The organism is Streptomyces sp. NPDC048461, from assembly GCF_055587105.1.
In genome coordinates this window covers 95626-121312 of the sequence record NZ_JBVJGW010000019.1, presented here as the reverse complement: position 1 = coordinate 121312, position 25687 = coordinate 95626, and the positions used below count along the sequence as shown (strand labels likewise).

Genomic DNA, 25687 nt, shown 5'->3' with positions numbered 1-25687 from the left:
CGGGGCCGGAGCCAGGCCCGGGAGGGGAGCCGCAGCCGGGCACCCGGCGGGGAGTTGCGAGAGGGAGCCGAAGCCCCGAGCCGGTGCGGTGGCCGGGCTCCGGCCGGAGCCCCGGGCCGGCAGCGAGCCGGGGCGGGAGTCGAAGGCGGGGCGGGCAGCGGCAGGCCGGCCGGGGTGGTCCGCCCGGGCGGCGCGGTGCGGGACGCGGCGCCCGGCGCGCACCGTGCGGTGCGGTGCGGTGCGACGGCAACGGATCGGCTACGGGGCCCGGATGGGACGACCCCCGGTGCAGCCCGGGAACACGGCACCACGGGAACGGGGGAGCGCCATCCTGGACCGCGGCAGCAGCGCCGGTGCACCGCACCGCACCACCGCACCGCACCACCGCACCACCCCACCGCACCACCCCACCGGCATCGGCACGCAGAGGGCAAGAGCACGCCTGCACCGGCCGCCACGGCCTGCGCGCGGCCTGGCGGCCTGCACCGGCCGCCACGGCGCGGTCGGTGTGCCGGCACTGCCGGCCGGTGCAGGCGCTGCGCCCGCCGCGCCGCCCTCCCCACTGCCCCCCGTCCCGCCCGTGCCGCCCCGCCGCCCCGCCGCCCCGCCGCCCCGCCGGCGCCCCGGCCGGGGGCATGGGCCGTGTGCTCGGGGGCGGTTGCCCGGGTGGGCCCCGCGTGCCGTGCCGTGCCGATCGCGGCGGCAGTCCGCGCGGCGCCTGCGTCCGTGCCACCTGTCCGGGTTGGCCGGGGCCGGGCCGGGCGGGCTGTTTGCGCCGCCGTCGGGCTTGCCCCGGGCCCGGGCGGCGCCGGGGCGCAGGCCGTTCCGGATGCGCCGTCTCCCGGCCCGGTCCGCGCGGGCTTCCCGTACGGCGCGGCGTCCGCCGCCCCGGCTCGCGGAGTCCGGTACGCCGTGCGGGCACCCGGCCCGTACGGCCCCTGCGCCCGGTCCGCCGACTCCGGTTGTGCCCCGGGGGCTTGCGTTCCGGACCGCCAACAGAACAGACCGCATGGTCTCTTTACGGTGGGGGTTGAAGGGGTTCCCCTGCGCGCGTCGAGGGTTGGTCGAGGGGTTCCGGGCCCCACCCCCACCGCGCGGAGACAGGTGAACACACAGTTCAGGGACGGTACTTGAGCCGTGGTGGCGTCCCGCTGGTATCCAAAACAGCACGACCGGTTTGATATTGACAAACCGTCGGTCCTGTTTTCTACTGGCGGTGCGACTCATCCAAGGACAGGGGAGTACGGCGTGGACATCGATGTACTGGGCGCGTTGGCTGTGCGGGAGAACGGACTCTCCATCACACCGACCGCCCCCAAGCCCCGGCAGGTCCTGGCGCTCCTGGCCCTCCATGCCGATCAGGTGGTACCCGTCTCGGCCCTCATAGAGGAGCTGTGGGCGGGTGAACCGCCCCGCAGTGCCCGTACGACGCTCCAGACGTACGTCCTGCAGTTACGTGCCCTCATCGCGACCGCCCTGGAACGCGGCGGCCCCGACCCGGGCCCCGACCGCGGGCCTGACGGCGGCCCCGGACCGCAGGTTCCGGCGCGGACCGCGAAGGACGTGCTGGTCACGCTGCCCGGCGGCTACCTCCTCTCCAGCGGCGGCGGCATCCTGGACGTCAGGGAGTTCGACCGGCTCGCCGGGACCGGCTACCGGGCGATGGACGCCGGGGACTTCGCCGGCGCGGCCCGCCTGCTGCGCGAGGCGCTGGCCCTGTGGTCCGGGCCCGCGTTCGCCGACGTACAGGGCGGCGTCCAGCTCGACATGGAGACCCGGCGGCTGGAGGAGACCCGCCTGTGCGCCCTGGACCAGCGGATCGAGGCCGACCTGAGGCTGGGCCGGCACCGTGAACTCCTGGCCGAGCTGACGGTCCTGGCCAGCCGCTACCGCACCCACGAGAACCTCCACGGCCAGTTCATGCTCGCCCTGCACCGCTCGGGCCGCCGCGGCGAGGCCCTGGACGTCTACCAGCGGCTGCGCGGAACCCTCGTACGGGAACTGGGCCTGGAGCCCTCGGTGGCCCTGCGCCGCCTGCAGCGCTCCATCCTGATGGCGGGCCCCGAAAGCCTGACCGAGACCGGATCCGGTGCGGACTCCGGTGGCGAGAGGCTCGTACGCGTCTGAGCCCCCCGGGGGGCTCGGCGAACCACGGGGCCCGCGAGGCCCCGGGGGTGCTGTCGGTGGTGAGAGGAGACGGCTCGGTGCAGGAAAGGTCGGAACGGACCCGTAGGCGGCTGGTCTACGCCGGGGCCGAGATGTTCCACCGCAACGGCTACGCCAACGCGACGCTGGGAGAGATCGCGAGCGCGGCCGGAGTGACGAAAGGGGCGCTGTACTTCCACTTCGCCTCCAAGGACGAACTCGCCGAAGCCGTGCAGCAACGCGGATGCGCACTGCTGCACGACTCGGTACGGGCCCTGCGCGAGTCCGGGGTCCCGCCCCTGCAGGCCCTCATCGACACCACGCACTGGCTGGCGTGGACGCTCCACGCCGACCCGGCCGTCGCGGCGAGCTTCCGCATCACCAAGGAGTGCGGAGCGCCGCCACGGGCACCGGCCGGCACCCGCCCCGCGGTCGTCGACTTCCACGCCGCGTGGATCTCCGCCGTCTCCACCCTGCTGCGCCTGGCACGGGACGCGGGCGAACTCTCCGCGCAGGGCCGCGCCTGGGACGGCGCGCAGGCGCTGGTCGTGGCCGCCGCGTGCGGGATCGAGGTCATGTCCGGCACCGGGATGCCCTACGGCGAACTCCAGCGCAAGGTGACCGCGCTGTGGGCCCTGCTGCTGCCCGCCCTGGTGGCCGAGGACCGGACACGGGAGTACCGCACGCAGGCCGCGGCCGCCATCGGCCCCGAACGCGCCCCCCTCACCCCCGCGGCCGGGGACACCCCCACGGCCGCGGACACCCCCTGCGCCCCGGACGCCCCCGGCATCCCGGACGCCCGGGATGCGGTGGGCGCCCCGGACGGCCGCCACGCGGCCGCGGAAGCGGTACGGAGCAGCCGGTGACCCGGGCCCGGTGGGCGTGAACGGCAGGACGAACGGCAGGACCGTGGTGCCGCTGTGGGCGGCACCACTGGACCCCGCACCCCCCGCCGCGCCCCCGGCCGACACCCGCAGCGTCCCACCGGAGAGCCCCGCACCACCACCGCGGAGCACGCCGCCCGCGGCCGGCGTGAACCGTACGGGCCCGGCCGCCCCCGGCGCCCCGCTCCCCGGCCCCGTGCGCCCGCACGACACCCCCGCACCGCCCCGCTAGCGCACCGGCACGTGCCCCGCCCCGCCGGCACGGGGCCCGCAGCCGCACCCGCACCTGGTCCGCCCTGCGGTATCGGTGGCCCCGGTGCCGCACCCCGTGGAGGCGGACTCGAAAGCGGCTCGAGGATCCGGTGACCCCGGCCAGGGCTCGCTACCGTGCCCGAACCGGCCACACCGGCTCACCGGGCCCACCGTCACACCGGGTCCACCGGCCCACCACCGGCACGGCACCACGGAACACCGGGCACGGGACACCGGGCGCGGGACGCCCGGCGCGGGGGCGCCCGGCACGGTCCGCGGTGCGCGGGGCGCAGGACGCACGCAGACGCCGAATACCGAGCGCCGGGCGCCGAGCGCCGAACAGTCCAGGGGAACGCGACGACGTGCGGGGGAGACCGTGAAGATACAGGTGCTGGGTCCGTTGACCGCCGAGGTCAACGGGGGATCGATCGTTCCGAGCGCCCGCAAGCCGCGGCAGATCCTCACCCTCCTCGCCCTGTACCCGGGGCGGGTGGTGCCGGTGCCCACCCTCATGGAGGAGATCTGGGGCACCGGTCTGCCGCAGAGCGCGCTGACGACCCTGCAGACGTACATCCTCCAGCTGCGCCGCCGCCTGGGCACCGCGATGGGCCCGGGCGGGCCCGGCGGCGCCAAGGAGGTCCTCGCGACCCGGCACGGCGGCTACCTCCTGCAGATCCCGCCGGAGTCGGTGGACGTGCACGAGTACGAGCGCCTGGTCGTGCGGGGCCGGGGCCTGGTCGTGCGCGGGGACGACGAGGGCGCTGCGGCGGCGCTGCGCGCGGCGCTCGCACTGTGGCAGGGGCCGGCACTGGTCGACGTGCGCCTGGGCCCGGTCCTGGAGATCGAGGTGATGCGGCTGCGCGAGAGCCGCCTGGTGACGGTGGAGCGCCGCATCGACGCCGACCTGCGCCTGGGCCGCCACAGTGAACTCCTCGCCGAGCTGGCCGATCTGACGGCCCGCCATCCCCAGCACGAGGGACTCCACTCGCAGATCATGGTCGCCCTCTACCGCGCCGGACGCCAGGCCGGCGCCCTGGACGTCTACCGCAGACTCAGAGCCCGCCTCATAGAAGACCTCGGCGTGGAGCCCTCACCCCAACTGCAGCGCCTCCACCAGGCGATGCTCGCCGTCGACCCCGCCCTGGACGTGCAGGCGGGGGCACGGCGCGGCTCGACGTTCGACCTGTACGCCGTGTGAGACGGCCCACCCCCGGGGGGATGCAGCCGAAGCCGTCCCGTCCGTGCACCCGCGGGGCGGACCCGGCACGCCGGACACCGCACGGCCCGCCCCGCGGGCGAACGGAACGGCTTTGACGGCACCCCCTAGCATGCGGGGCATATGAACCGTGCAGACGAAGACCCGGTCCCCTACCGCCTCCACGTGGACCAGGAAGACCTCGACGACCTGGCCGTACGCCTGGACCGCACCCGCTGGCCCGACGAACTGCCCGGTGCGGGGGAGGCGTACGGGATGCCGCTGGGCCGGGCCCGCGACCTCGTCCGCTACTGGCGCCACACCTACGACTGGCGGGCCGCCGAGGAACGCCTCGGTGCCTGGCCGCAGTTCACGGCCGTCATCGACGGGGCGCGGGTGCACTTCGCGCACCTGCGCTCGCCCGAACCCGGTGCGAGAGCGCTGCTGATGACCCACGGCTGGCCCGGCTCCATCGTGGAGTTCCAGCAGGTCGCCGGCCCGCTGACCGATCCGCGGGCCCACGGCGGCGATCCGGCCGACGCCTTCCACCTCGTGCTGCCCTCCATCCCCGGCTTCGGGCTGTCGGGGCCGACCCGCGACCGAGGCTGGGAGTTCAAGCGGGTCGCACGGGCCTTCGGGGTACTGATGGAGCGCCTGGGGTACCGGGCGTACGGGGTCCAGGGCGGTGACTGGGGCGCGGCGATCTCGCGGGAGCTCGGCAGGATCCGCCCCGGGAACGTGACCGGGGTCCACCTGAACCTGCTGCCCGGCGCCGGGGCGTCCGCCGAGCCCGGCCCGGCGGAACTGGCCGCGCTGGAGAGCGGCGAGCGGGAGCGGACGCTGGCCTCCTGGCAGCGCATGCGGACCTGGACGCGCGAGCGGCAGGGGTACGCCGACATCCAGGCGACCCGCCCCCAGACCCTCGCCTACGGGCTGAACGACTCGCCGGCCGGGCTGCTGGCCTGGATCGGGGAGAAGTTCACCGAGTGGGCCGATCCGTCCTGCCCGGTGGACCGCGACCAGATGCTCACCAACGTGATGCTGTACTGGCTGACGGGGACGGCCGGTTCCGCCGCCCGGATCTACTGGGAGCGGGCGCACGCCGACTACGCCGGGCAGCCGCCCGAGGTGTCGCACACGCCGACCGCGCTGGCCGACTTCCCCCACGACAACTTCATCCCGCTGCGCCACATCGCCGCCCGCACCGACAACATCGTGCGCTGGACCTCCTACGACCGGGGCGGGCACTTCCCCGCCATGGAGGTCCCCGACCTCCTCGTCGCAGACGTACGGGCCTTCTTCCGCGACCTCACCTGACCCCACACCCCCGGCCAGCCGCACTCTGCTCCGCCCCGTCCGGGCTCCGTGCCGGGCGGGCGAGGGGCGGGTGCCGGGCGGGGGTTCAGGCCTGGGCGGTGCCCGCCCGGCCCACGGCGTCCAGCGCGGCCTGCCAGGGGAAGTGCGGCGGGGCGTCCTGGCCGGGCGGGCCGGGGGTGAAGCCGCCCTCGCCCCAGAGGACCTCGACGCCGGCGCCGCGCAGCACGGCCAGGGACGGCTCGAACCGGGGGTGCGCGGCCAGGGCGCTGTTGGTGCAGGGCACGGCGACGGCGGGAGTGGCCTTGCCGAGGGCCTCGGCGGCCACCCCGACGACGAACCGGTCGGTCAGGCCCAGGGCCCAGGAGTTGACGGTGTTGAAGGTGGCGGGCGCGAACAGCAGCGCGTCGGCCGCCGGCCACACGTCGTCCTCACCGGGCAGCTTGTACTGCCAGCGCACGGGATGCCCGGTCAGCGCGGCCAGCCCGTCCAGGCTCCCCGCCACCCAGTGCGCCGCCGTGGGCGTCAGCCCCAGGCACACGTCCCAGCCGCGGGCCTGGGCGTCCTCGATCACATGGGCCACGTCGAAGACGGGCGGGGCGGCGGAGCAGAACAGGTAGAGCGTCCTCGTGGTCATACCGCCATGTGATCATATGGCGCGAACCGTGCCGAGCCCCCGCCCACCCGCAGCACCCTCCGCACGGCCCGCCCCGCCCCGCACCCCGCGCCGGACTCCCTCACCGCGCCCCCTCACCGCACCGGGCCGCAACCCCGCACGGTCCCGCCCCGTACCCCGTACCCCGTGCCCCGTATTCCGGCCGCCGGGAGGAAGCGGCAGGGGCGGCACGCGGTGACAGGGGTGACAGGGGTGACAGGGGTGACAGGGGGGGCAGGGGGTGGCAGGGCGGCAGGGGGGCCGTCACGGCCAGTCGATGTCGTCGTCCGGGTACGCGCCGCGGGCCCGTCCCGGGGTGCGGGCCGCGGCCGGCGGGGCGGGGACGTGTGCTGCGGGTGTCCGGGACACGTGCGGTGCGCACGCCGGTGGCCTCATCGTCGACTCCAAGGCGCTGAATTGCGGGAAGAGCAGGTCAACGGCCGGTCCGACGGCCGGTTCTGGAGAGTCTGCCTCGACCCGGTCGAGAACCGCTCAAGGAACGCATGACGTCCGCACGAGAGGGGCCGGGAACCGGTGGCAAAGGTTTGCCCGCGTGTTGCCGCCGACCCTACGCTCGGTGCCGGTTACCCGACAGAATTGTTTCCCCGCGACCCCAGGGATGCCCATGCTGCGACAGCCCGCGTTCGGACACCGCCTCAGGAAGCTGCGGACGGCCCGGGGCCTGTCACAGACCGCGCTGGCCGGCGAGGGCATGTCCACCAGCTACCTCTCCCGCCTGGAATCCGGCGCACGCCAGCCCACCGACCGCGCCGTGGACTACCTCGCCGGCCGGCTGGGCCTGGAACCCGGCGACTTCCGCGAACAGGCCGCCGGCTCCCTCACCCACGCCCTGACCCTCGCCGCGTCCACCGGCTCCCACGACGCCGTCGAGGACCTGCGCCGGGCCCTGGCCGCCGAGGGCCACGAAAGCCCGCTGCTGCGCTGGCAGGCCCTGTGGCTCCTGGCCCGCGCCGCCCGCCTCCAGGGCGACCACACCGCCGAACGCGACCACCTCACCCGCCTCGTCGCCGCCGGCGAGGAAGTCGACGTCAGCGAGCTGCGCGTCCGCGGCCTGACCCGCCTCGCCCGCTGCCTGCGCTCCATCGGCGAGATCACCCCCGCCCTGGACGCCGCCGTCGAGGCCCACCGCATCGCCCTGGGCGAGCAGCTGGGCGTCGAGGACCGGGCCGCCGCCCTGCTCGCCCTGGTCTCCGTACAGGCCGAAGCCGGCCGCGTCGGCGACGCCCGCGTGTACGCCGACGAGCTGACCGCCCTCGTCGAGGGCCGCACCGACGCCCTGTGGGCCGAGGCCATGTGGACCTCCGCCGCCGTCCGCGTCCGCCAGGGCGACTACGCCGGCGCACAGGCCTGCCTGGACGAGGCCCTGGACCGCTTCGGCAGCCAGGAAGACCTCGTCCTGTGGATCCGGCTGCGCCTGACCACCGCCCGCCTGCACCTGCAGCGGCTGCCCGCCGACCCCGTCCGGGCCGGCCGCCGCGCCGCCGAGGCCGAGGCCGCCCTCGCCTTCGCCGGGACCCCCGCCCTGCGGCAGGACCTCACCGCCCTCAAAGCCGACCTCGCCTTCGCCACCGGCCACTACGACCAGGCCCGCACCCTGCTCGCCGAACTCGCCGCCGACCAGCTCCGGATGACCTACCGCGGCCGGGTACGGCTGGAGATCCTGCGCCACCAGCTGCTGATCCTGGGCGGCGACCCGGCCGGCGTGCAGGGCCTGCGGACCCTGGCCCAACAGGCCCAGGACGACGCCAACATCGACCTCGCCGCCGAGATCTGGCGGGTCCTGGCCGACGCCCTCACCCAGGCCGCCACCCCCACACCCCCCGCCACCCCCACACCCGCCACGCCCGCCGCGGCTCCCGCTGCTCCGGCTGTCTTCGCGCCGGCCGCGGCGCCCGCCGCCGGGGGTTGAGGAAGCCTCGAGTGCCCCGGTGCAGGCTGGAGCACAGCCGCACCGACGACCAGGAAGGGCCGGTCCATGTCCGCGCAGCGCGTGCACACCAGCGAGCAGACCGTGCCCGTGGCCGCCCCGGCCGGCGTGGTCTACGGCCTGCTCGCCGACGCCGTGCGCTGGCCGCTGCTGCTGCCCTCACCCGTCCACGTCGAGCGGATCGACTTCGACGGGGTCCGCGAACGGCTGCGGCTGTGGGACGTGACCGGCGAACGGGTCCGCTCCTTCCACCTGCGCCGGATCCTGCACCCGCACTCCAGGACCGTGGAGTTCGAACGCGAGGACACCGCCCTGCCCGGCACCCCCACCACCGGCACCTGGACGGTCCGCGCCCTCGACGACGCCCACTGCGTGCTGACCCTGCGCCAGGACCGCACCCTGGAACACCTCCCGGCCGCCGAGAGCGCCCGCAGCCGCCACCAGTGGCAGCAGGAGCCCGCCGCCGAACTCGCCCACCTCAAGGACATCGCCGAACGCTGGGAACACCTGGACTCCACCCTGCTGTCCTTCGAGGACAGCGTGCACCTGACCGGCCCCGCCGAGTCGGCCTACGACTTCCTCTACCGGATCGCGGACTGGCCCGAACGCCTGCCCCACGTGGAGGCGGCCACCGTCGTCGAGGACACCCCCGGCGTGCAGCTCGCCTCCGTCGACACCTGCGCCACCCCCGACGGCCGCACCCTCGCCACCCGGGCGGTACGCCTGTGCTTCCCCTCCGCCGCCCGCATCGTCTACAAGGAACTGGTGACACCCCGCCTGATCGCCGCACACAGCGGCGAGTGGTCCCTGATACCCGACGGCGACGGCGTACGCGCCGTCTGCGCCCGGCAGGTGATGCTCCGCGAGGAAGCCGTCGAAGAGGTCCTGGGCCCCGGCACCGGCCTCGCCGAAGCCCGCCGCTACGTGCGCACCTGGCTGGGACGGGCCGGCGCCCAGACACTGACCCTGGCCCGCTGGCACGCCCAGAACACGGTCCGCCGCCTGCGATGACAACCCGCGGACGGACACGGGCGGACGCGACACCGCGCGGGCACGCCCCACCGCGCGGACACACCCGCCCGCGCCGCGGTCCGCGCACCCGCGGGCACGGACGAGGAGACGACGGGTACGTGAGGGGCACGACGGTACGCGCAACCCAAGGAGGCCGCGGATGAACCCCGCCCGCTCCGGCCCGCCCGGAGCCCCCGCCGCACACACCCCCGCGCCCGCCGCACCCGCGCCCGGCGCGCCCCTGCACGTCCCCGGCCCGGACGGGCCCTGGGACGAGGCCGGCGACCGCCTCGACGACACCGGCCGGGCCGTGGTGTGCACGACGTGGGGGCAGTGGATGACCGCCGTGCTCCTGGACCCCGCGCTGCGCGAGCTCCTCGGCGAGGACTGGCCGCGCTACCGCCGCAGCCCGGCCGCGGCCGGGCGGATGCGGTTCGCCGTCTCCCGCGCCGTCGCGAAGTACGCGGCCGCCACCGCCCTGAACGTGCCCGCGCACACCCTGGACCCGGACCGCGGCCCCGGCGCACGGCACGTCCTGCGCGGCCCGGACGGGCAGGTCGACGTCGCCCTGGCGCACGCGGGCGAGCTGATCGTGGTCGGCGTCAGCCGCACCGGCCCGATCGGCGTCCACGCCCGGCACACCGACCGCGACAGCGACTTCGGGCCGCTCCTGGAACGGGTGTGCACCGCGCAGGAGGGCGCGGCGCTGGCCGCGCTGCCCGAGCAGGAGCGCCGGGCCCGCCTGCTGGCGCTGTGGGGCCTGAAGGAAGCCTGCGCCCGCGCCCTGGGCCCCGGCGCCGGGATCCCCCTGACCGGCTTCGGGTTCACCCGCGACGACCGCGGCCGCCTCACCCCGGCCCCGCTGGCGGGCACCGCGGGCTTCGCGCCCGGGCACTGGAGCGTGGCCGGACACCTCGTCCAGGACCGCTACCTGGTCAGCGAAGCCCACCACCACCGCCCCACCACCCCCGCCGCCGCCCTGCCCGCCCCCACCGCCCCGGCCGCCCCTGCCGTCCCCGCCGGTCCGGACGGGCCGCCGGCACCGGTCGACACCGGTTCGCGGGACGCTGCAGGCCCGCTCGAGGAACAGGGGCCCGGACCCGGCGCGCTACTACGCTTCCCGCGACCGGTCACCTCCGGCCGGGGCGAGGGAGGGCGTACGCCGTGAACCCGAGGAAACCCGCCGCACCTCCCCACCCGCACACCCCGCACCATCCGCCCGGCCCGCCCCACCTGCCGTGCCCGCCGGACCGTGTCCGTGCCGGGGCCTGAGGGGCACGGCCGCACCCGCCCGCCGGCCCGCACCGCCCGGAGGACCGGATGAGCGGTACGGGCACCGCGGACGGTCCCGCAACGCTCCTCGCGGTGGTGCACGAGGTGCTCCCGGGCGCGCCCGCGGGCGCCCTCGCCCTGGAACTGCGCGGGCTCCCCGACGACGCGCACGCCGAACGGTTCGCCGCGTGGATCGCCGGCCGCCACCGCCGCACCCACCTCACCCTGGAGAGCAGCGGGCCCGGCCGCCACACCCTGCGCCTCCTGCCCGGCACCCCCCTGCCCGGCAACCCCCCGCCGGACACGCCCCCCACCGCCCCCGCCCAACCCGCCCCGCTGCGCCCCGGACTGCTGGCCGACCTCCTGGGCCCCGGACCGGGAGCCGGCGACCCCGTCGCCCTGACCGGCCACCAGCGCGAGCTGCTCCTGGACTGCGCCGCCGGCCCGCCCGGCCGCGGAGGCGACCTGGAACAGGTGTACTGGAACTGGTCCGGCCCCCTGGACCGCGACCGTTTCCGCACGGCCTGGCAGTCCCTGTCCGCACGCGAGTCGGTCCTGCGGGCCGCCTTCGACTGGACGGCGCTGCCCCGCCTGGTCCTGCACCCCCGCGCCACCGTCGACATCACCCACCACACCCGCACCACCACCGCCTGGCAGGACCTCCTCGAAGCCGACCGCCGCCGCGGCCTGGACCCCGCCCGCCCGCCCCTGCTGCGCCTGAACGTCCTGGAAGGACGCGCGGCCGAACCCGCCCGGATCCTGCTGACCTGCCACCGCGCCCTGCTCGACGAACACGCCGTCCACCTCCTGCTCCGCGAGTTCTACCGCGCCTACCTGGCCGGGGGCCGCCTGCCGGGCGGCGAACGCCGCCCCGACCTGCGCGACCACGCCCGCTGGCTGGCCCGCCAGGACAGCACCGGCGCCCGCGAGCTGTGGACGCGCACCGCGCCCCCCGCCCGCCCGGCGACCGCCGCGGGCCGCCCCGGCCCCGGCACCGGCCAGAGCGGCGCCGGCCGCCTGCACACCCGCCTCGAAGAACCGCACAGCTCCCGCCTGCGCACCTGGGCCGCCGACCGGGGCGCCGGCGAGAGCAGCGCCCTGCACGCCGCCTGGGCCCTGCTGCTGTACCGGGCGGCCGGCCGGCCCGGCCCCCTGCGCGTGACGTTCGCGGTCCGCCTCCACGGCCGGGACACCGCCCTGCCCGGCGCCGCGGGCCTGCCCGGACCACCCGCGGGCCCCCTGCCGGTGACGGTGCGGGTCGACCCCGCCGCGCCCCTGGGAGAACTCCTGCACCAGGTACGCGACGCCCTCCTGGACCTGGCGGCCTACCCGTGGGTCAGCGCCGACCTCATCCGCGCCTGGACCGGCCGCCCGGGCCCGGCCCGCCTCGCCGACAGCGCCGTCTCCTTCACCACCCCGGCCGAACTCCCGCCCGCCGTACGCGCGGAACTCGCCGACCGCGGCGTCACCGCCGGCCCGCCGCGCACGACGGGCACCGCCACCGCCCTGCCCGTCACGGTCGGCGCCCGCCACGACAGGGGCGGCACACTGCTCCTGGACGCCGTCCACGACCGGGCACGCCTGGCCGACGCCGACGCCGCGGCCCTCCTGGCCCAGTGCACCACCCTGCTGCGGGGCCTGCCCGGCCTCACCGCCCCCCACTGCACCGTCGGCCGGGCCCTGGACCTCCTCGCCGGCACCGACCCCCCCGTCATGGCCCCCCGCCCGCCCGCACCCCCGCGCCCCGCCCCGGACACACTGCGCCCGGGCCGGCCCCCGGCCGCCGTGGTCTGCCTGCTGGCCGCCCCGGGCGTACCGGCCGGCGCCTACGCCCTGTTCGCCCGCCGCCACCGGGGCCCCGAGAGGATCGTCGTGCTGGAGTGCGACGGGCCGCCGTACACCGCCGTCCCCGCGGCGCTGGCAGGCCTGCGGGAGCCCGGCGGGCGGCTGGTGCTGGGCGGGTGCGGCCCCGGAGCGGGGGCGGCGTACGCGCTCGCACGGCTCCTCGCGGACGCCGGGGGCGCCGCGGTGAGCGTGCTCATGACCGGCCTGGCCGGCCCCGGGGACAGCGCGGACGCGCTCGCCCGCGGCCTCGCGGCCCTGCCGGCCGGGCGCCCCTGACCGTGCCCGGCCCGCCTGCGGCGCCCGGCCGGTCCCGGCCGGGCGGGGGAGAGGCGCCGGGGACACTCCCTAGGCGGCGAAGAGGTCGAAGGTGGAGGTGCGCCGCGGTCCGGCGAGGACGTCCAGGGCGGGGTCGACGGCGAGCATCGCCTGGTGGAGGCGCTGCAGTTGGGGTGAGGGCTCCACGCCGAGGTCTTCTATGAGGCGGGCTCTGAGTCTGCGGTAGACGTCCAGGGCGCCGGCCTGGCGTCCGGCGCGGTAGAGGGCGACCATGATCTGCGAGTGGAGTCCCTCGTGCTGGGGGTGGCGGGCCGTCAGATCGGCGAGTTCGGCGAGGAGTTCGCTGTGGCGGCCCAGGCGCAGGTCGGCGTCGATGCGGCGCTCCACCGTCACCAGGCGGCTCTCCTGCAGCCGCATCACCTCGATGTCGAGGATCGGCCCGACCCGTACGTCGACCAGCGCCGGGCCCCGCCACAGGTCCAGCGCGGCCCGGAAGCGGTCGGCGGAGACCCGGCTGTCGCCGGTCTCGAAGGCGGCCTGGCCCTCGCGCACCAGACGCTCGTAGTCGTGCACGTCGACGCTGTCCTCGGGGATCTGCAGCAGGTAGCCGCCGTGCCGGGTCGCGAGGACCTCCTTGGCGCCGCCGGGCGCGTCGGGCCCCATCGCGGTGCCCAGGCGCCGGCGCAGCTGGAGGATGTACGTCTGCAGGGTCGTCAGCGCGCTCTGCGGCGGCTGCGTCCCCCAGATCTCCTCCATGAGGGTGGGCACGGGCATGACACGCCCGGGATAGAGCGCGAGAAGCGACAGCACCTGCCGCGGCTTGCCCGCGGTCGGGACGATCGACCCCCCGTTGACCTCGGCACTCAACGGACCCAGCACCCGAATCCTCATGGTCTCCTCCGTACTCGTCGAGTCCCCTGGCTGTTTTTCCCAGATGGCCAGGGAACTGCCCCCGTTGCGGGCACGCTAGCCGGGGTGGACGCCGCCCATCCCCTTCCTGTAGCGGGCCTCAAGTCGCCTTCCAACCAGAGGCGTTGAGCGGACGGCGGCGTACGGAACACGCGGGGCACGGGCGGGCGCGGGCGGGTACGGCGGACCGGAGCGGCCGTGGCCGCGGAAGAGAAGCGGGGGAGCGGTCCGGGGGGAAGCGGGGGAGCAGGGAAGCAGGGGAGCAGGGGGGCGGGGGAGCGGGCCTGGTGGGGCGGGCCGGTTACGGCCAGTCGATGCGGCCGGCGGCCGGGGCGGTCACGGCCGCGGCCTGCGGGGCGGCGGAGACCGAAACCGGCGCGACCGGCCAGTCGATGGAGCCGCCGCCGTCGGCAGCGGCCACGCCGCCCGCGGTCAGGACGGCGGCCGTGGCGAGAGCGGCAGTGGCGACGACGCGGGCGATGTTCCTCATGGTGACCCCTCCAGGGCAACTTCGTGATCCTGCTTGGCAAGTCTTCTGCCAAGAAGATTGGCAACATCCGCTCGGAATTCACTCGTCAATCACTGGAGAAACGCTGGAGCACGGGCCGGAACACCCCCCAAAACCATCCCCGCACACCCCAGGAAAATCATCCCAACCACCCTGACCTGCACAGATATTGACGTGCCAGGAGTTGTTCCCCGTCTTGCCGGAATGTGCCAAGAACCCCCGGCTGGAGTTTCACCGGAGCGCGCATTGCCAAAGTCCCCGACGCCTGGGCAATGTATTGCCAAGCGTGATGGCAATACGTGGAACAACGGGGTCGTGGACGTGCCGCGGCCGACAGCGGGGGAGGCCCCTCATGAACGCGCCGACGCACCACGGACAGCGAACGGCCCACCTGGACACCGCCGGCACCGGCCCGATGCCGGCCGCCGTGAGCGCCGTCCTCGCCGACTGCACCGCCCGCGACGACCGCTTCGGGACCCGCGCACTGGAGGAACACCTCGCTGCCGCCGGCGGCCCCCCGGTCCGCGAACGCCTGGGCCGCCTCCTGGGCGTACCGGCCGCCGACACCCTCCCGGTCACCAGCGCCGCCGACGCCTTCGACGCCTTCGTCTCCCGCCTGGACCTCGGCCCCCGCGACCGGATCTGGACCACCCCCCACGAGGGCGTCGCCCACCTCGCCACCCTGCACGCCCTGCGCGACCGCACCCGCTGCCGCCTGGACGTCGTCCCGCTGCGCGCCGACGGCGACCTCGACCTGGACTGGATGCGCGCCCGCATCGGCCCCGACGTCGCCCTCGTCAGCGCCGTCCACGTCAGCGCCGCCTGCGGAACCGTCAACCCGGTCCGGGAGGTCGGCCGGATCCTCGCCCCCCACCGCGCCCGCTACGCCCTGGACGCCTCGCACTCCGCCGGCCGCCTCCCCCTCGACGCCGCCCGCATCGGCTGCGACCTGCTGACCGCCGACGGCTGGAGGTTCCTGCACGGCCCCCAGGACACCGGATTCGCCTACCTCCGCCCCGCCGCCCGCACCGCCCCCGGCCTCCCCGCCACCCTCCCCGCCCTCCCCACCGCCCCGGGCGGCTACCGCCGCCCCTCCCGCGCGGGCGGGCCGGCGCCCGCCGCCGTCGCCGCACTGAACACCGCCCTGGCCCACCACGCCGCGGCGCCCCCGCCCGCCGAGGACCTCCTGCCGCGGCTGCGCGCCGTCCTGGAACGCACCCCCGGCATCGCACTCCTCCCGGCGGGCCGCGACCGGGCCGGCATCCTGGCCTTCCGCCACCACGAGGTCCCCGCCGCCCGCCTGCGCCGCGCCCTGGCCCGCCACGGAGCCGTCCTGGCCAAGACCGTCGCGCAGGAACACCCGCTCCACCCGGCCGCGTCCGCCGGCCCCGCCGTCCGCGCGTCCGTCGGCTCCGCCACCACCGCACAGGACATCGACCACTTCGCACGGGCCCTGCGGGACGCCCTGCGCGAGGAACGCCGCCCCCGGACCCCCGCCGCCCCCGCCCCGGCCCTCACCGCCGCAGCCGCCGGCGGCGGCTCCGGGCGGCCGTCGCCGTACGCGGCGCGCACGGTCCGGCGCGGCCACCTCACCCTGCACCGCACGCCCTGAGACCCCCGCCGTCACCCCGAAACCGACCAACGGGCGGCCCGCCGCGGCCGCCGGACACCGAACAGCCGACCGCGGGGCCGCCCAACCCCCCTCTCGTGCCGGGCTCGAGCGGACTTCCACGATGTCTTGAGCCCCGCGCGCGACGGTGGCCGGATCCGGCCCCAGACCTGGAGGAGCCACATGACCACGAGCGACGCGCCACCCCTGCCGGTCCTGGACCGCGCGGCCGAACTGGCCGGAATCAAAGCCCTGGCGCTGGCCGGCCCGGACGTGCGGGCCACCGAACGCCAGCACGCCAAGGGCAAGCTCACCGCCCGCGAGCGGATCGACCTGCTGCTGGACCCGGACTCGTTCCACGAGATCGAAACCCTGCGCCGGCACCGCGCCAGCGGCCTGGGACTGGAGGACAAACGCCCCTACACCGACGGGGTGATCACCGGATGGGGCACCGTCGAGGGCCGTACCGTCTTCGTGTACGCGCACGACTTCCGCATCTTCGGCGGAGCCCTCGGCGAGGCCCACGCGGAGAAGATCCACAAGGTGATGGACCTGGCCGAGTCGACCGGCGCCCCGCTGGTCTCCCTCAACGACGGGGCCGGCGCCCGCATCCAGGAGGGCGTCTCCGCCCTCGCCGGCTACGGCGGCATCTTCCAGCGCAACACCCGCGCCTCCGGCGTCATCCCGCAGATCAGCGTGATGGTCGGCCCCTGCGCGGGCGGCGCCGCCTACTCGCCGGCGCTGACCGACTTCGTCTTCATGGTCCGCGGCACCTCGCAGATGTTCATCACCGGCCCCGACGTCGTCAAGGCCGTCACCGGCGAGGAGATCACCCACAACGGCCTCGGCGGCGCCGACGTCCACGCCGCCGTCTCCGGCGTGGCCGCCTTCGCCTACGACGACGAGGCGAGCTGCCTGGAAGACGTACGGCACCTGCTGTCGCTGCTGCCCGCCAACAACCGCGAGACCCCGCCGCGCGAACACGGCGGCGACCGGCCCGGCCGGCGCACCGACGCCCTGTCGCGGATCGTGCCCGCCAACCCCCAGCAGGCCTACGACATCCGCAAGGTCATCGAGGAAGTCGTCGACGACGGCGACCACTTCGAGATCCAGCCCGCCTGGGCCACCAACGTGGTCTGCTCCCTGGCCCGGATGGACGGCCACGTCACCGGCTTCGTCGCCAACCAGCCCGCCAGCCTCGCCGGGGTCCTGGACATCCACGCCAGCGAGAAGGCCGCCCGCTTCGTGCAGTTCTGCGACGCCTTCAACATCCCCCTCGTCACCCTCGTCGACGTCCCCGGCTTCCTGCCCGGCGTCGACCAGGAACACAACGGCATCATCCGCCACGGCGCGAAACTGCTCTACGCCTACTGCAACGCCACCGTCCCGCGGATCTCCCTCGTCCTGCGCAAGGCCTACGGCGGCGCCTACATCGTCATGGACTCCCGCTCCATCGGCGCCGACCTCGCCCTGGCCTGGCCCACCAACGAGATCGCCGTCATGGGCGCCGAAGGCGCCGCGAACGTCATCTTCCGCCGGGAGATCGCCGCCGCCGCCGACCCCGACGCGATGCGCGCACAGAAGATCAAGGAGTACACGGCCGAGCTCATGCACCCCTACTACGCCGCCGAACGCGGCCTCGTCGACGACGTCATCGACCCCGGCGAGACCCGCTCGGTCCTCGTCGACGCGCTGGCGATGCTCCGCCCCAAGTACGCCGACCTGCCGTCGCGCAAGCACGGCAACCCGCCCGTATGAGCGCCCCCGCCCCGCCGCCGGCCACGCCGGCCACCGCGGGTACCCCGGCGGGACCCCCCCCGCCCCCCGCCGCCCCCGCCCCGCCCCCCGCCCCGGCTCCCGGCCCCGGAACGGCGTCCGGTGCGGCGCCGGCCTGGCGGATCACCCGGGGCCGGCCCGCCGCCGAGGAGACCGCCGCCCTCCTGGCGGTCCTGACCGCCCTCCTCGACCGGCCCCCGCCCCCGCCCCCGCCCCCGGCCCCCCGCACCGAACCCTCCGTCTGGGACCGCACCCCGGCCGCCCCCCGCCCCGGCCGCCCCGGCTCCTGGCGCGGCCGCTGAACCCCGCCCGGCACACCCCCACCCGCCGGACGGCCCCCCCGCCCCGCCGCGGACACCCCCGGCGGGGGGCCGCCCGCCCCCCGCCCCCCCCCCCCCCCCCCCGGGGGCCCGCCCCCCCCCCCCCCCCGCGCCCCCCCCGGGGGGGCCGCCGCCGCGCCCCGCCCCCGCAGCCGCCTCCATCCGCCTTCCGCCACGCCCCGAGTGCCCCCCGGCACGCTCAGAGCGTCCTGGCGACGATGAAGGGATACGAGGAATGACGGTGAAGGCGATCGACAAGGCCCCCGAGAGGCCCGTGGCACTGGTCACCGGGGCCACCAGCGGCATCGGCCTGGCCGTCGCCCGCGACCTGGGCGCCCGCGGGCACCGGGTGTTCCTCTGCGCCCGCACCGAGACCGCGGTCAAACAGACCGTGGCCGACCTGCAGGCCGAGGGCTTCAGCGTGGAGGGCGCCGCCGCCGACGTACGCGACGCGGCCGCCGTACGGGCCCTGGTCGCCGCGGCCGTCGCGGCGTACTCGGACCCCGTCAGCATCCTGGTCAACAACGCCGGCCGCAGCGGCGGCGGCGCCACCGCCGGCATCACCGACGAGCTGTGGGACGACGTCATCGACACCAACCTCAACAGCGTCTTCCGCCTCACCCGCGAAGTCCTCAACAACGGCGGCCTGGGCGCCGAACCCTGGGGCCGCATCATCAACATCGCCTCCACCGCCGGCAAGCAGGGCGTCCTGCTCGGCGCCCCCTACTCCGCCTCCAAACACGCCGTGATCGGCTTCACCAAAGCCCTCGGCAAGGAACTCGCACCCACCGGCACCACCGTCAACGCCGTCTGCCCCGGCTACGTGGAAACCCCCATGGCCGCCCGCGTCCGCAGCGGCTACGCACAGGTCTGGGACACCACCGAGGAGTACGTACAGGAGCAGTTCGAGGCGAAGATACCCCTGGGCCGCTACTCCACCGCCGAAGAGGTCGCCGGCCTCGTCGGCTACCTCACCACCGACCTCGCGGCCTCCATCACCGCCCAGGCCCTCAACGTCTGCGGGGGCCTGGGCAACGCCTGAAACAGCCACACGCACACGCACACGCGGCGGCACGCACGAGGGGCCCCGGACGGCGACCGCCGCCCGGGGCCCCTCACCCGTGCCTCACAGCACCGTCACGGCCCCCGACACGTCCCGCACCACGGCACCCGGCGCGATCCCCGCGGACCGCCAGCCGGCCACCACACCCGCGTCCGCCGCCCCGTCCGCCAGCAGCACGTGCCGCAGCCGCGGCAAGCTCCCCGGCCGCGCCGCCGCCGCCAGCCGCGCGAACGCCGACGGCAGCTGCGTCACCACCGTCACCTCCCGCTCCGCCAGCAGCCGCGCCAGGCCGACCGCGTCACCCGCCGTGTCCCGGTCCACCACGACGGCGCACCCGCCCGACAGCAGCGGACCCCACAGCTCCCGCATCCCCACATCCAAACTCAGCGAGTGGACGTAGGCCCACACGTCCTGCGGACCCACCCCCAGCACCGGCACACAGCCGTCCACCCACGACAGCACGTCCAGGTGGGACACCGGCCGCACCGCCACCGCCCGGCCCGGAGCACCCGCCGACGGCAGCGCCAGGAACGCCGTGTCCGCGGCGACCTCCCGGCGCACCGCCGCATGCGGCCGGACCGCGATCACGAACCGGCCCGCCTTCGCCACCGGGATCTCGTCCCGCAGCAGCCCGCCGTCCGAGACGACCACCCCGGCCCCCGCGTCACGCATCAAGAACTCCTGCAGCCCCGCGTTGTGCCCGGGCTCCAGCGGCAGCACCGCCGCACCCGCCCGCAGCACACCCACCACGGCCGCCGCCGCCTCACACGAGCGCAGCACCCGCACCGCGACCGCCCCACCGGGACCACAACGCCCCGACAGACGCCGCGCGATGTCGTCCGCCAGCCACTCCAGTTCCAGATACGTCGCCTGCCCCTCCCCGTCACGGGCGGCGACCCGCCCCGGATGGCGCGCGGCCGCAGCCGCGAAACGGATGTCGATCCGGTCCCGGCGCACCGGCCACCCGTCGGCCGGGTCGAGCCCGATCCGTCCGAGCAGACCGGCCAGGTCGGCAGACAACTGGTCGAGCTCCGGATGGTCCGGAGTGGCGTTCATACGGCCTCCAGCGAGCGGGTCGGTACTCCGGCGCCGATCGTGCCCCGCCCGACCGGAGAACCGCTCAAGTCTCGCCGTACAGGACCGCTCGGCACCCGCTCGCAGCCCGCTCAAGACCCCCTCGAAGGCCGCTCCACGAAGAGTCGAGGACCGCTCGGAAGGCTATGGCCCGACCCCGCGGGGCATGCCTACGATTCCCTGGCTCATGCCGAAGCCACACTCTCCCCGTCCGCGCTCCGGGACACCACCCGTAGACGCACGCACATGGAACTGAGCTTTGTGGCTATGGCCCGTCTCACGAGACTGGACTTGACTGTACTCATGACTCAGAACACGCAGATCACCCTCGTCATCGGCGGACACGGCAAGACCGGCCGCCGCGTCGCCGACAAGCTCACCGCCCAGGGCCGCCAGGTCCGCATCGGCTCCCGCACCGGCGAGCCCCCCTTCGACTGGCACGAGCCCGCCACCTGGGACGCCGCCCTCGAAGGCGTCGACCGCGTCTACGTCACCTACTACCCCGACCTCGCCTTCCCCGGCGCCGCCGAGCAGGTCGGCGCGTTCTCCAAGGTCGCCGTCGCCAAGGGCGCCCGCCGCCTGGTCCTGCTCTCGGGCCGCGGCGAGGAGGCCGCCGAGGTCAGCGAGGACAACCTGAAGGCGTCCGGCGCCGACTGGACCATCGTCCGCTCCAGCTGGTTCAACCAGAACTTCTCCGAGAGCTTCTTCCTCGAGCCCGTACTCGCCGGCGAGATCGCCCTGCCGACCGGCGACGCCGTGGAGGCCTTCGTCGACGCCGACGACATCGCCGACGTCGTCGTCGCCTCCCTCACCGACGACAAGCACATCGGCAAGACCTACGAGCTCTCCGGCCCCCGCCTCCTGAGCTACACCGACGTCGCCGCCGAACTCTCCAAGGCCACCGGCCGCGACATCAAGTACATCTCCGTCACCAACGAGGAGTACCGCGCCGTCCTGCGCGAGAACGACCTCCCCGAGGAGTTCGCCGACCTGTTCACCATGATCCTCGACGGCCGCAACGCGCACCTGGTGCACGGAGTCGAGGAAGCCCTGGGCCGCAAGCCCAAGGACTTCGCGGAATTCGCCCGCGACGCCGCCGCCGCGGGAGTCTGGAACGTCTGACCACACCACCGCCGGCACCGCCGGCAGCACCCCCGTCACTCCCTGACCGGGCGGCGACTCTGGTACGGCCGCCGCCCGGTGCTCGGAAACGACCCAGGGGACGCACACGCGCACCGCGCACGACCGACCGGCAGGAGGCTGCCATGCCCGCACCCCAGTCGTACTCCAGCGAACACGGCCTGGACACACTGCCCCCCTACTTCCACGGCTTCGCCCTCATGCACATCGCGATGCGGCGCGACGCGGCCCGGCTGCGCACCGCCGCCCCCGCCTGGAACACGGCCGGCACCCCCTGGTGGCAGCGCCTGCGCGAAACCATCGAATGGCACCACACCAGCGAGGACGACGTCCTGTGGCCGGGACTGCGCCGCAAGGACCCCGACTTCGACGCCCAGGCCCGCGAACTCCACGAGGACCACGAGGAACTCGACGCCGCCATGGACGCCGTCTCCACCGCCATCGCCCACCGCGGCGACGGCCTGGTCCGCGCCTCCCACACCTTCGAGTCGGTGCTCCGCGACCACCTCCGCGACGAGGAACGCATCATCTTCCCCGTCTTCGAACGCCTCGGCGAACGCGCCTACCTCGCCGAGGAACGCAAAGTCGTCGCCAGCGCCCCGATGCGCGTGATGACCCACCTCCAGCCCTGGATGTTCGACGGCGCACCACGCCGCTCCGTCGCCCACGTCTCCGCCACCATCCCGCCGCCCGTCCGCCTCATCGGGGCGACGCTCCTGCACAAGCGCTACGAGCGCACCCTGAAGGGAATCCTGAAGTGACAGCCACGACCACCCAGTCCGTCACCCTGGTCGCGGCGACGGTCGGCACCGGACTGATGGCAGGCCTCTACTTCGCCTTCGACATCTCCGTGATGCCGGGCCTGGGCCGCGGCGACGACCACACCTACGTCACCGCCATGCGCAACATCAACGAAGCCATCGACAACGGCCTGTTCGGCCTCCTGTTCCTCGGCGCGTTCCTCGCCACCGGCCTCGCCGCCGTCCAGCAGCAGCGCGGCGGCCGCCCCGACGCCGCCCGCTGGGGCTGGGCCGCGTTCGCCCTCTACGGCCTCTCCCTGGCCGTGACCGCCGCCGTCAACATCCCCCTCAACAACCAGCTCGCCCGCGCCGGCGCCGACGCCGCCGCCGCCCGCACCCGCTTCGGCGGACGCTGGGCCACCGGCAACCTCGTACGCACCGCGGCCTGCACGGCGGCCCTCGCCGCCCTCGGCCGCGCCCTGACCCTCCACGGCCGCGGATCGGCATAACCCCGCCCGCCGGCGCCCCCCACGCCGCCACGGCCACCGCACCACCCGCACCACCCCCGTGAACGGCGCCCGCTCTCTATTCTCCGTCCCCCGCGGGAGAGCGGGCGCTTCGCCGTTCCCCCGGAGAGGATGTACGCATGGACACGCTGACCGGCCTCCTCGAAGGCCCCAAAGCCCGGGGCGCCTTCCTCCTCAAATCCGTCTTCAACCCGCCCTGGTCCCTGCGCGTCGAAGACCGGGCCCCGCTCTCCGTGGTCACCATGGTCCACGGCGACGCCTGGCTCATCCCCGACCACGGCGACCCCGTCCCCATCCGCCCCGGAGACGTCGCCGTCGTCCGCGGCCCCGACCCCTACACCGTCGCCGACACCCCCACCACCCCCGTCCAGATCACCGTCGGCCCCGAACAGCGCTGCAGCACCGAAGAGGGCCAGGACGTCACCGACACCATGGCACTGGGCGTCCGCACCTGGGGCGACACCTTCCAGGACGCCGGCTCCGCCGTCATGCTCAGCGGCACCTACCAGGCCCCCAGCGAGATCGGCCGCCGCCTCCTCAGCGCCCTGCCCTCCCTGCTGGTACGCCCCGCCGAAGCCGCCGACAACACCCTGGTCACCCTCCTCACCTCCGAGATCTCCAAAGACGAACCCGGCCAGGAAATCGTCCTGGACCGCCTCCTGGACCTCCTCCTCATCGGCGTCCTGCGGACCTGGCTCGCCGCCCCCGCCAGCGGCGCCCCCTCCTGGTACCGCGCCCAGGGCGACCCCGTCGTCGGCCCCGCCCTGCGCCTCCTCCACGAGAACCCCGCCCACGGCTGGACCGTCGCCGAACTCGCCCTGAAAGTCGGCGTGTCCCGCGCCTCCATGGCCCGCCGCTTCACCGACATCGTCGGCGAACCCCCGGTCGCCTACCTCACCGGCTGGCGCCTCGCACTCGCCGCCGACCTGCTGCGCGAACCCGACGCCACCGTCGCCACCGTCGCCCGGCGCGTCGGCTACAGCTCCGCCTTCGCCCTCTCCACCGCCTTCAAACGCGTCCGCGGCGTCAGCCCCCAGGAATTCCGCACCGGCACCGGACCCGACACCCCGCAGGAAGCCCCCCGCACCCCGCGCACCGTCGTCCTGCCCGCCCCCTGACACCCGCCCGCCCCGACCCCGCGGCCCTGCGCGGCGGGCGGGGCGGGCGGGGCGGGTGCGGCCGCTACCGGGCCGGCCCGCGGACCACCGCCGTCAGCACCAGCCCGCCCCCCGCCAGCCAGCGGCCCCCGTACACCGGATCCACCGGCGCCGGCACCGGCGGCCGCATCGTCACGGCGAACGTCCCCGCCGGGGACAACACCAGCGAGGCGTCACGGAACCCCAGCCAGATCCCCGTCGCCGGATACCACGCCTTGTACGCGGCCTCCTTCGCGGAGAAGAACACCCGCTCCCACGGCACCGACGGGTCCGCCGAGGCGAGCGCCGCCAGATGCGCACGCTCCGCCGACGACGCGATCAGCCCCAGCACCCCGGCCGGCAGCGGCCCCGCCGGCTCCGCATCGATGCCCACCGCCGCCGCCACCGACGCCGGAGCCGCCACCGCCGCCCGGTAGCCCTCGCAATGGGTGATGCTCCCCACCACCCCCGCCGGCCACCCCGGCGCACCGCCCGCCCCCGGCAGCATCGCCACCGGACGGCGCCGCAGCTGCGCCAGACACCGCCGGGCACACGCCCGCGCCGTCGCGAACTGCCGCCGCCGGCCCTCCCGGCGGCCCTCCATCACGGCCGCCTCCGCCGCGAACAGCACAGCGGGCGCCGCGTCGTCGAAAGCCTCCGACGACGTGACGCCCGGGGGGAGGAGTTCCTCGATCATCGCGAAGCGAGCTCCGACACGGCCGCGACCGCCACCAGCGGACGCTCCAGCGGCAGCATGTGCCCCGCACCGGGAACCCGCTCGAACCGCGCACCCGGCAACACCTGCGCCAGGACCTCGGCCAGCTCGACAGCGATCACCTTGTCGCCCTCACCGTGCAGGACCACCGCCGGAACGCGCACCGACTTCAGTGCCTCGCGCACGTCCCAGCCCCGCGTGCAGCGGAAGAAGTCCGCCCGCACCCGCGCCGCCGTCGCCGCGAACAGCTGCCGGTTCACATCCAGCACCACCGGATCCACCCCCTTGCCCATCGTGGAACCCAGCAGCTTCCCGCCCAGCCACGGCCGGCGCAGCGCCCACGAGAACACCGGGTTGCCCATCATCTTCACCTCGCTCTCCGGCGTGTCCTGACCGTGCGCCGCCGTCCCCAGCAGCACCAGACCGCGCAGCCGGCCCGCCGACGGAGACGTCGCCGCGTACGCCAGCGCGGCGAACCCGCCGCCCGAATGACCCACGACCACCGCCTCCCGCGCACCCGTCTCGCCCAGCACCGACGCCAGGTCCGCACCCAGCCGCTCCACCGACACCGGCGTACGGCCCAGCGTCGAGGCACCGTGCCCGCGCTGGTCGTACAGCACCACCCGGTGCCCGGCCCGGATCAGCCGGTCCGCGACCGTCCCCCACACCCGGCGCGAATGCGCCCAGCCGTGGACCAGCACCACGTCACCGGCCGCCGCCGTGCCCGCCAGCGGCGCCAGCACCGTCACCGCCAGCTCCGCACCGTCGTCCGTACGGACCGTCACCTCGTGCGTGACCTCCGAAGCCGTACTCACCGCCGCACCCCCGACAGCTGCCGGTTCAGCGACTCGAACGCCGCCAGCGTGCCCTTGGAATGCTCCGCACCCAGGTCCGCGACCTTCGCCAGCACCTTCAGCCAGCCGTGCGGACTGCCCGTGAAGTGCATCGCGATCCGCGTCCGGCCGTCCGCCAGCGGCTCCAGCACGAAACTGCTCGGACCGCGGAACACCCCCGACACGTACTCGATGTCCAGACGCCGGCCCCGCTCCACCGCCACCGTCCGCGACGTGAAGCGCAGCTTCAGACCCCCCTTGTCGGAGCCCTTGGTGTGCACCGTCACACCGACCTCCCCGCCCACCGCGTCCGGCGCACCGGACACCGACGTGAACGTGTTGTGCGGCACCCACCACTGCTTCGCGCCGCGGAACTCCGAGACCAGCGCCTCCCAGACGTCATCCGCCGGGGCGTCGATCACCGCCTCGTCGATCAGGTCGTACGTCGTCATCTCCAGGCCTCCAACTCGCTACAAGGGGACAAAAAACGGGACGGCGGGGACGGGGATGCCTCACCCCGCCCCCGCCGCCGGGACCACA

The 25687-nt window shown here is 75.4% G+C and carries 23 protein-coding genes; 16 read left to right on the top strand and 7 right to left on the bottom strand.

What is annotated here, in order from left to right; translation table 11 throughout:
• The first annotated feature begins 1248 nt into the window (after window positions 1-1248).
• From ACZ6S8_RS28315 to ACZ6S8_RS28300, 4 genes are all read left to right on the top strand, one after another.
• Window positions 1249-2127 (top strand): AfsR/SARP family transcriptional regulator, encoded by an 879-nt coding sequence (locus tag ACZ6S8_RS28315; protein ID WP_469460230.1) that lies wholly within the window; start codon window positions 1249-1251, stop codon window positions 2125-2127.
• 77 nt (window positions 2128-2204) lie between these two features.
• Window positions 2205-3011 carry a ScbR family autoregulator-binding transcription factor gene (locus tag ACZ6S8_RS28310; protein WP_469460229.1) on the top strand — a complete coding sequence of 269 codons (807 nt, stop codon included), beginning with the start codon at window positions 2205-2207 and terminating at the stop codon, window positions 3009-3011.
• 646 nt (window positions 3012-3657) lie between these two features.
• The gene (locus tag ACZ6S8_RS28305; protein WP_469460228.1) at window positions 3658-4479 is read left to right on the top strand and encodes an AfsR/SARP family transcriptional regulator; all 822 of its coding nucleotides are present in this window, start codon (window positions 3658-3660) and stop codon (window positions 4477-4479) included.
• Between the two features lie 141 nt (window positions 4480-4620).
• On the top strand, window positions 4621-5793 hold the full coding sequence (locus tag ACZ6S8_RS28300) for an epoxide hydrolase family protein (protein WP_469460227.1): 1173 nt from the start codon (window positions 4621-4623) through the stop codon (window positions 5791-5793).
• A gap of 85 nt (window positions 5794-5878) precedes the next feature.
• On the opposite strand, the gene ACZ6S8_RS28295 is transcribed toward ACZ6S8_RS28300, so the two are convergent.
• Window positions 5879-6427: a flavoprotein gene (locus ACZ6S8_RS28295; RefSeq protein WP_469460226.1), complete on the bottom strand. Its 549-nt coding sequence runs from the start codon at window positions 6425-6427 to the stop codon at window positions 5879-5881.
• Window positions 6428-7070: 643 nt separating this feature from the next.
• On the opposite strand from ACZ6S8_RS28295, the gene ACZ6S8_RS28290 reads away from it, so the two are divergent.
• From ACZ6S8_RS28290 to ACZ6S8_RS28275, 4 genes are all read left to right on the top strand, one after another.
• Window positions 7071-8375, top strand: coding sequence for a helix-turn-helix domain-containing protein (locus tag ACZ6S8_RS28290; RefSeq protein WP_469460225.1), 1305 nt, complete (start codon window positions 7071-7073; stop codon window positions 8373-8375).
• A 66-nt stretch (window positions 8376-8441) separates the two neighbouring features.
• Window positions 8442-9404 (top strand): SRPBCC family protein, encoded by a 963-nt coding sequence (locus ACZ6S8_RS28285; protein WP_469460224.1) that lies wholly within the window; start codon window positions 8442-8444, stop codon window positions 9402-9404.
• A 160-nt stretch (window positions 9405-9564) separates the two neighbouring features.
• Window positions 9565-10572, top strand: coding sequence for a 4'-phosphopantetheinyl transferase family protein (locus ACZ6S8_RS28280; RefSeq protein ID WP_469460223.1), 1008 nt, complete (start codon window positions 9565-9567; stop codon window positions 10570-10572).
• Window positions 10573-10724: 152 nt separating this feature from the next.
• Window positions 10725-12797, top strand: a complete 2073-nt coding sequence (locus ACZ6S8_RS28275) for a condensation domain-containing protein (RefSeq protein ID WP_469460222.1) — start codon at window positions 10725-10727, stop codon at window positions 12795-12797.
• 69 nt (window positions 12798-12866) lie between these two features.
• Here the strand turns inward: ACZ6S8_RS28275 and ACZ6S8_RS28270 are convergent, their stop codons facing one another.
• Window positions 12867-13688, bottom strand: a complete 822-nt coding sequence (locus tag ACZ6S8_RS28270) for an AfsR/SARP family transcriptional regulator (RefSeq protein ID WP_469460221.1) — start codon at window positions 13686-13688, stop codon at window positions 12867-12869.
• Window positions 13689-14007: 319 nt separating this feature from the next.
• Entirely contained in the window at window positions 14008-14196 is a 189-nt protein-coding gene (locus tag ACZ6S8_RS28265) for a hypothetical protein (protein ID WP_469460220.1), read from the bottom strand.
• A gap of 370 nt (window positions 14197-14566) precedes the next feature.
• Here ACZ6S8_RS28265 and ACZ6S8_RS28260 point away from each other — a divergent pair, with 370 nt between their 5' ends.
• The 4 genes from ACZ6S8_RS28260 to ACZ6S8_RS28245 all read left to right on the top strand — a co-directional run bounded on the left by ACZ6S8_RS28260 (window position 14567) and on the right by ACZ6S8_RS28245 (window position 18961).
• Window positions 14567-15826, top strand: a complete 1260-nt coding sequence (locus ACZ6S8_RS28260; protein ID WP_469460219.1) for an aminotransferase class V-fold PLP-dependent enzyme — start codon at window positions 14567-14569, stop codon at window positions 15824-15826.
• Between the two features lie 180 nt (window positions 15827-16006).
• Complete coding sequence (locus ACZ6S8_RS28255; protein ID WP_469460218.1) at window positions 16007-17581, top strand: acyl-CoA carboxylase subunit beta; 1575 nt, start codon at window positions 16007-16009, stop codon at window positions 17579-17581.
• Window positions 17578-17901, top strand: a complete 324-nt coding sequence (locus ACZ6S8_RS28250) for an acyl-CoA carboxylase epsilon subunit (RefSeq protein ID WP_469460217.1) — start codon at window positions 17578-17580, stop codon at window positions 17899-17901. The genes ACZ6S8_RS28255 and ACZ6S8_RS28250 overlap by 4 nt, the downstream gene beginning before the upstream one ends.
• Before the next feature lie 253 nt (window positions 17902-18154).
• Window positions 18155-18961: an SDR family NAD(P)-dependent oxidoreductase gene (locus tag ACZ6S8_RS28245; protein WP_469460216.1), complete on the top strand. Its 807-nt coding sequence runs from the start codon at window positions 18155-18157 to the stop codon at window positions 18959-18961.
• An 84-nt stretch (window positions 18962-19045) separates the two neighbouring features.
• Here ACZ6S8_RS28245 and ACZ6S8_RS28240 read toward each other — a convergent pair whose 3' ends face one another.
• Entirely contained in the window at window positions 19046-20038 is a 993-nt protein-coding gene (locus tag ACZ6S8_RS28240; protein WP_469460215.1) for an AMP-binding protein, read from the bottom strand.
• 321 nt (window positions 20039-20359) lie between these two features.
• Between ACZ6S8_RS28240 and ACZ6S8_RS28235 the strand changes: the two genes are divergently transcribed.
• The 4 genes from ACZ6S8_RS28235 (at window position 20360) to ACZ6S8_RS28220 (ending at window position 23581) form a co-directional block, all read left to right on the top strand.
• Entirely contained in the window at window positions 20360-21178 is an 819-nt protein-coding gene (locus ACZ6S8_RS28235) for an NAD(P)H-binding protein (RefSeq protein WP_469460214.1), read from the top strand.
• A 143-nt stretch (window positions 21179-21321) separates the two neighbouring features.
• Window positions 21322-21957 (top strand): hemerythrin domain-containing protein, encoded by a 636-nt coding sequence (locus ACZ6S8_RS28230; RefSeq protein ID WP_469460213.1) that lies wholly within the window; start codon window positions 21322-21324, stop codon window positions 21955-21957.
• On the top strand, window positions 21954-22445 hold the full coding sequence (locus tag ACZ6S8_RS28225) for an anthrone oxygenase family protein (RefSeq protein ID WP_469460212.1): 492 nt from the start codon (window positions 21954-21956) through the stop codon (window positions 22443-22445). Before ACZ6S8_RS28230 ends, ACZ6S8_RS28225 begins: the two co-directional genes overlap by 4 nt.
• A 137-nt stretch (window positions 22446-22582) precedes the next feature.
• Window positions 22583-23581 carry an AraC family transcriptional regulator gene (locus tag ACZ6S8_RS28220; protein WP_267844131.1) on the top strand — a complete coding sequence of 333 codons (999 nt, stop codon included), beginning with the start codon at window positions 22583-22585 and terminating at the stop codon, window positions 23579-23581.
• Between the two features lie 64 nt (window positions 23582-23645).
• On the opposite strand, the gene ACZ6S8_RS28215 is transcribed toward ACZ6S8_RS28220, so the two are convergent.
• The 3 genes from ACZ6S8_RS28215 to ACZ6S8_RS28205 are packed head-to-tail and all read right to left on the bottom strand — an operon-like array spanning window position 23646 to window position 25599.
• Window positions 23646-24296 (bottom strand): 4'-phosphopantetheinyl transferase family protein, encoded by a 651-nt coding sequence (locus ACZ6S8_RS28215; RefSeq protein WP_469460211.1) that lies wholly within the window; start codon window positions 24294-24296, stop codon window positions 23646-23648.
• The gene (locus ACZ6S8_RS28210) at window positions 24293-25129 is read right to left on the bottom strand and encodes an alpha/beta fold hydrolase (RefSeq protein WP_469460210.1); all 837 of its coding nucleotides are present in this window, start codon (window positions 25127-25129) and stop codon (window positions 24293-24295) included. Before ACZ6S8_RS28210 ends, ACZ6S8_RS28215 begins: the two co-directional genes overlap by 4 nt.
• On the bottom strand, window positions 25126-25599 hold the full coding sequence (locus tag ACZ6S8_RS28205; protein ID WP_469460209.1) for an SRPBCC family protein: 474 nt from the start codon (window positions 25597-25599) through the stop codon (window positions 25126-25128). Before ACZ6S8_RS28205 ends, ACZ6S8_RS28210 begins: the two co-directional genes overlap by 4 nt.
• Between the last annotated feature and the right edge of the window lie 88 nt (window positions 25600-25687).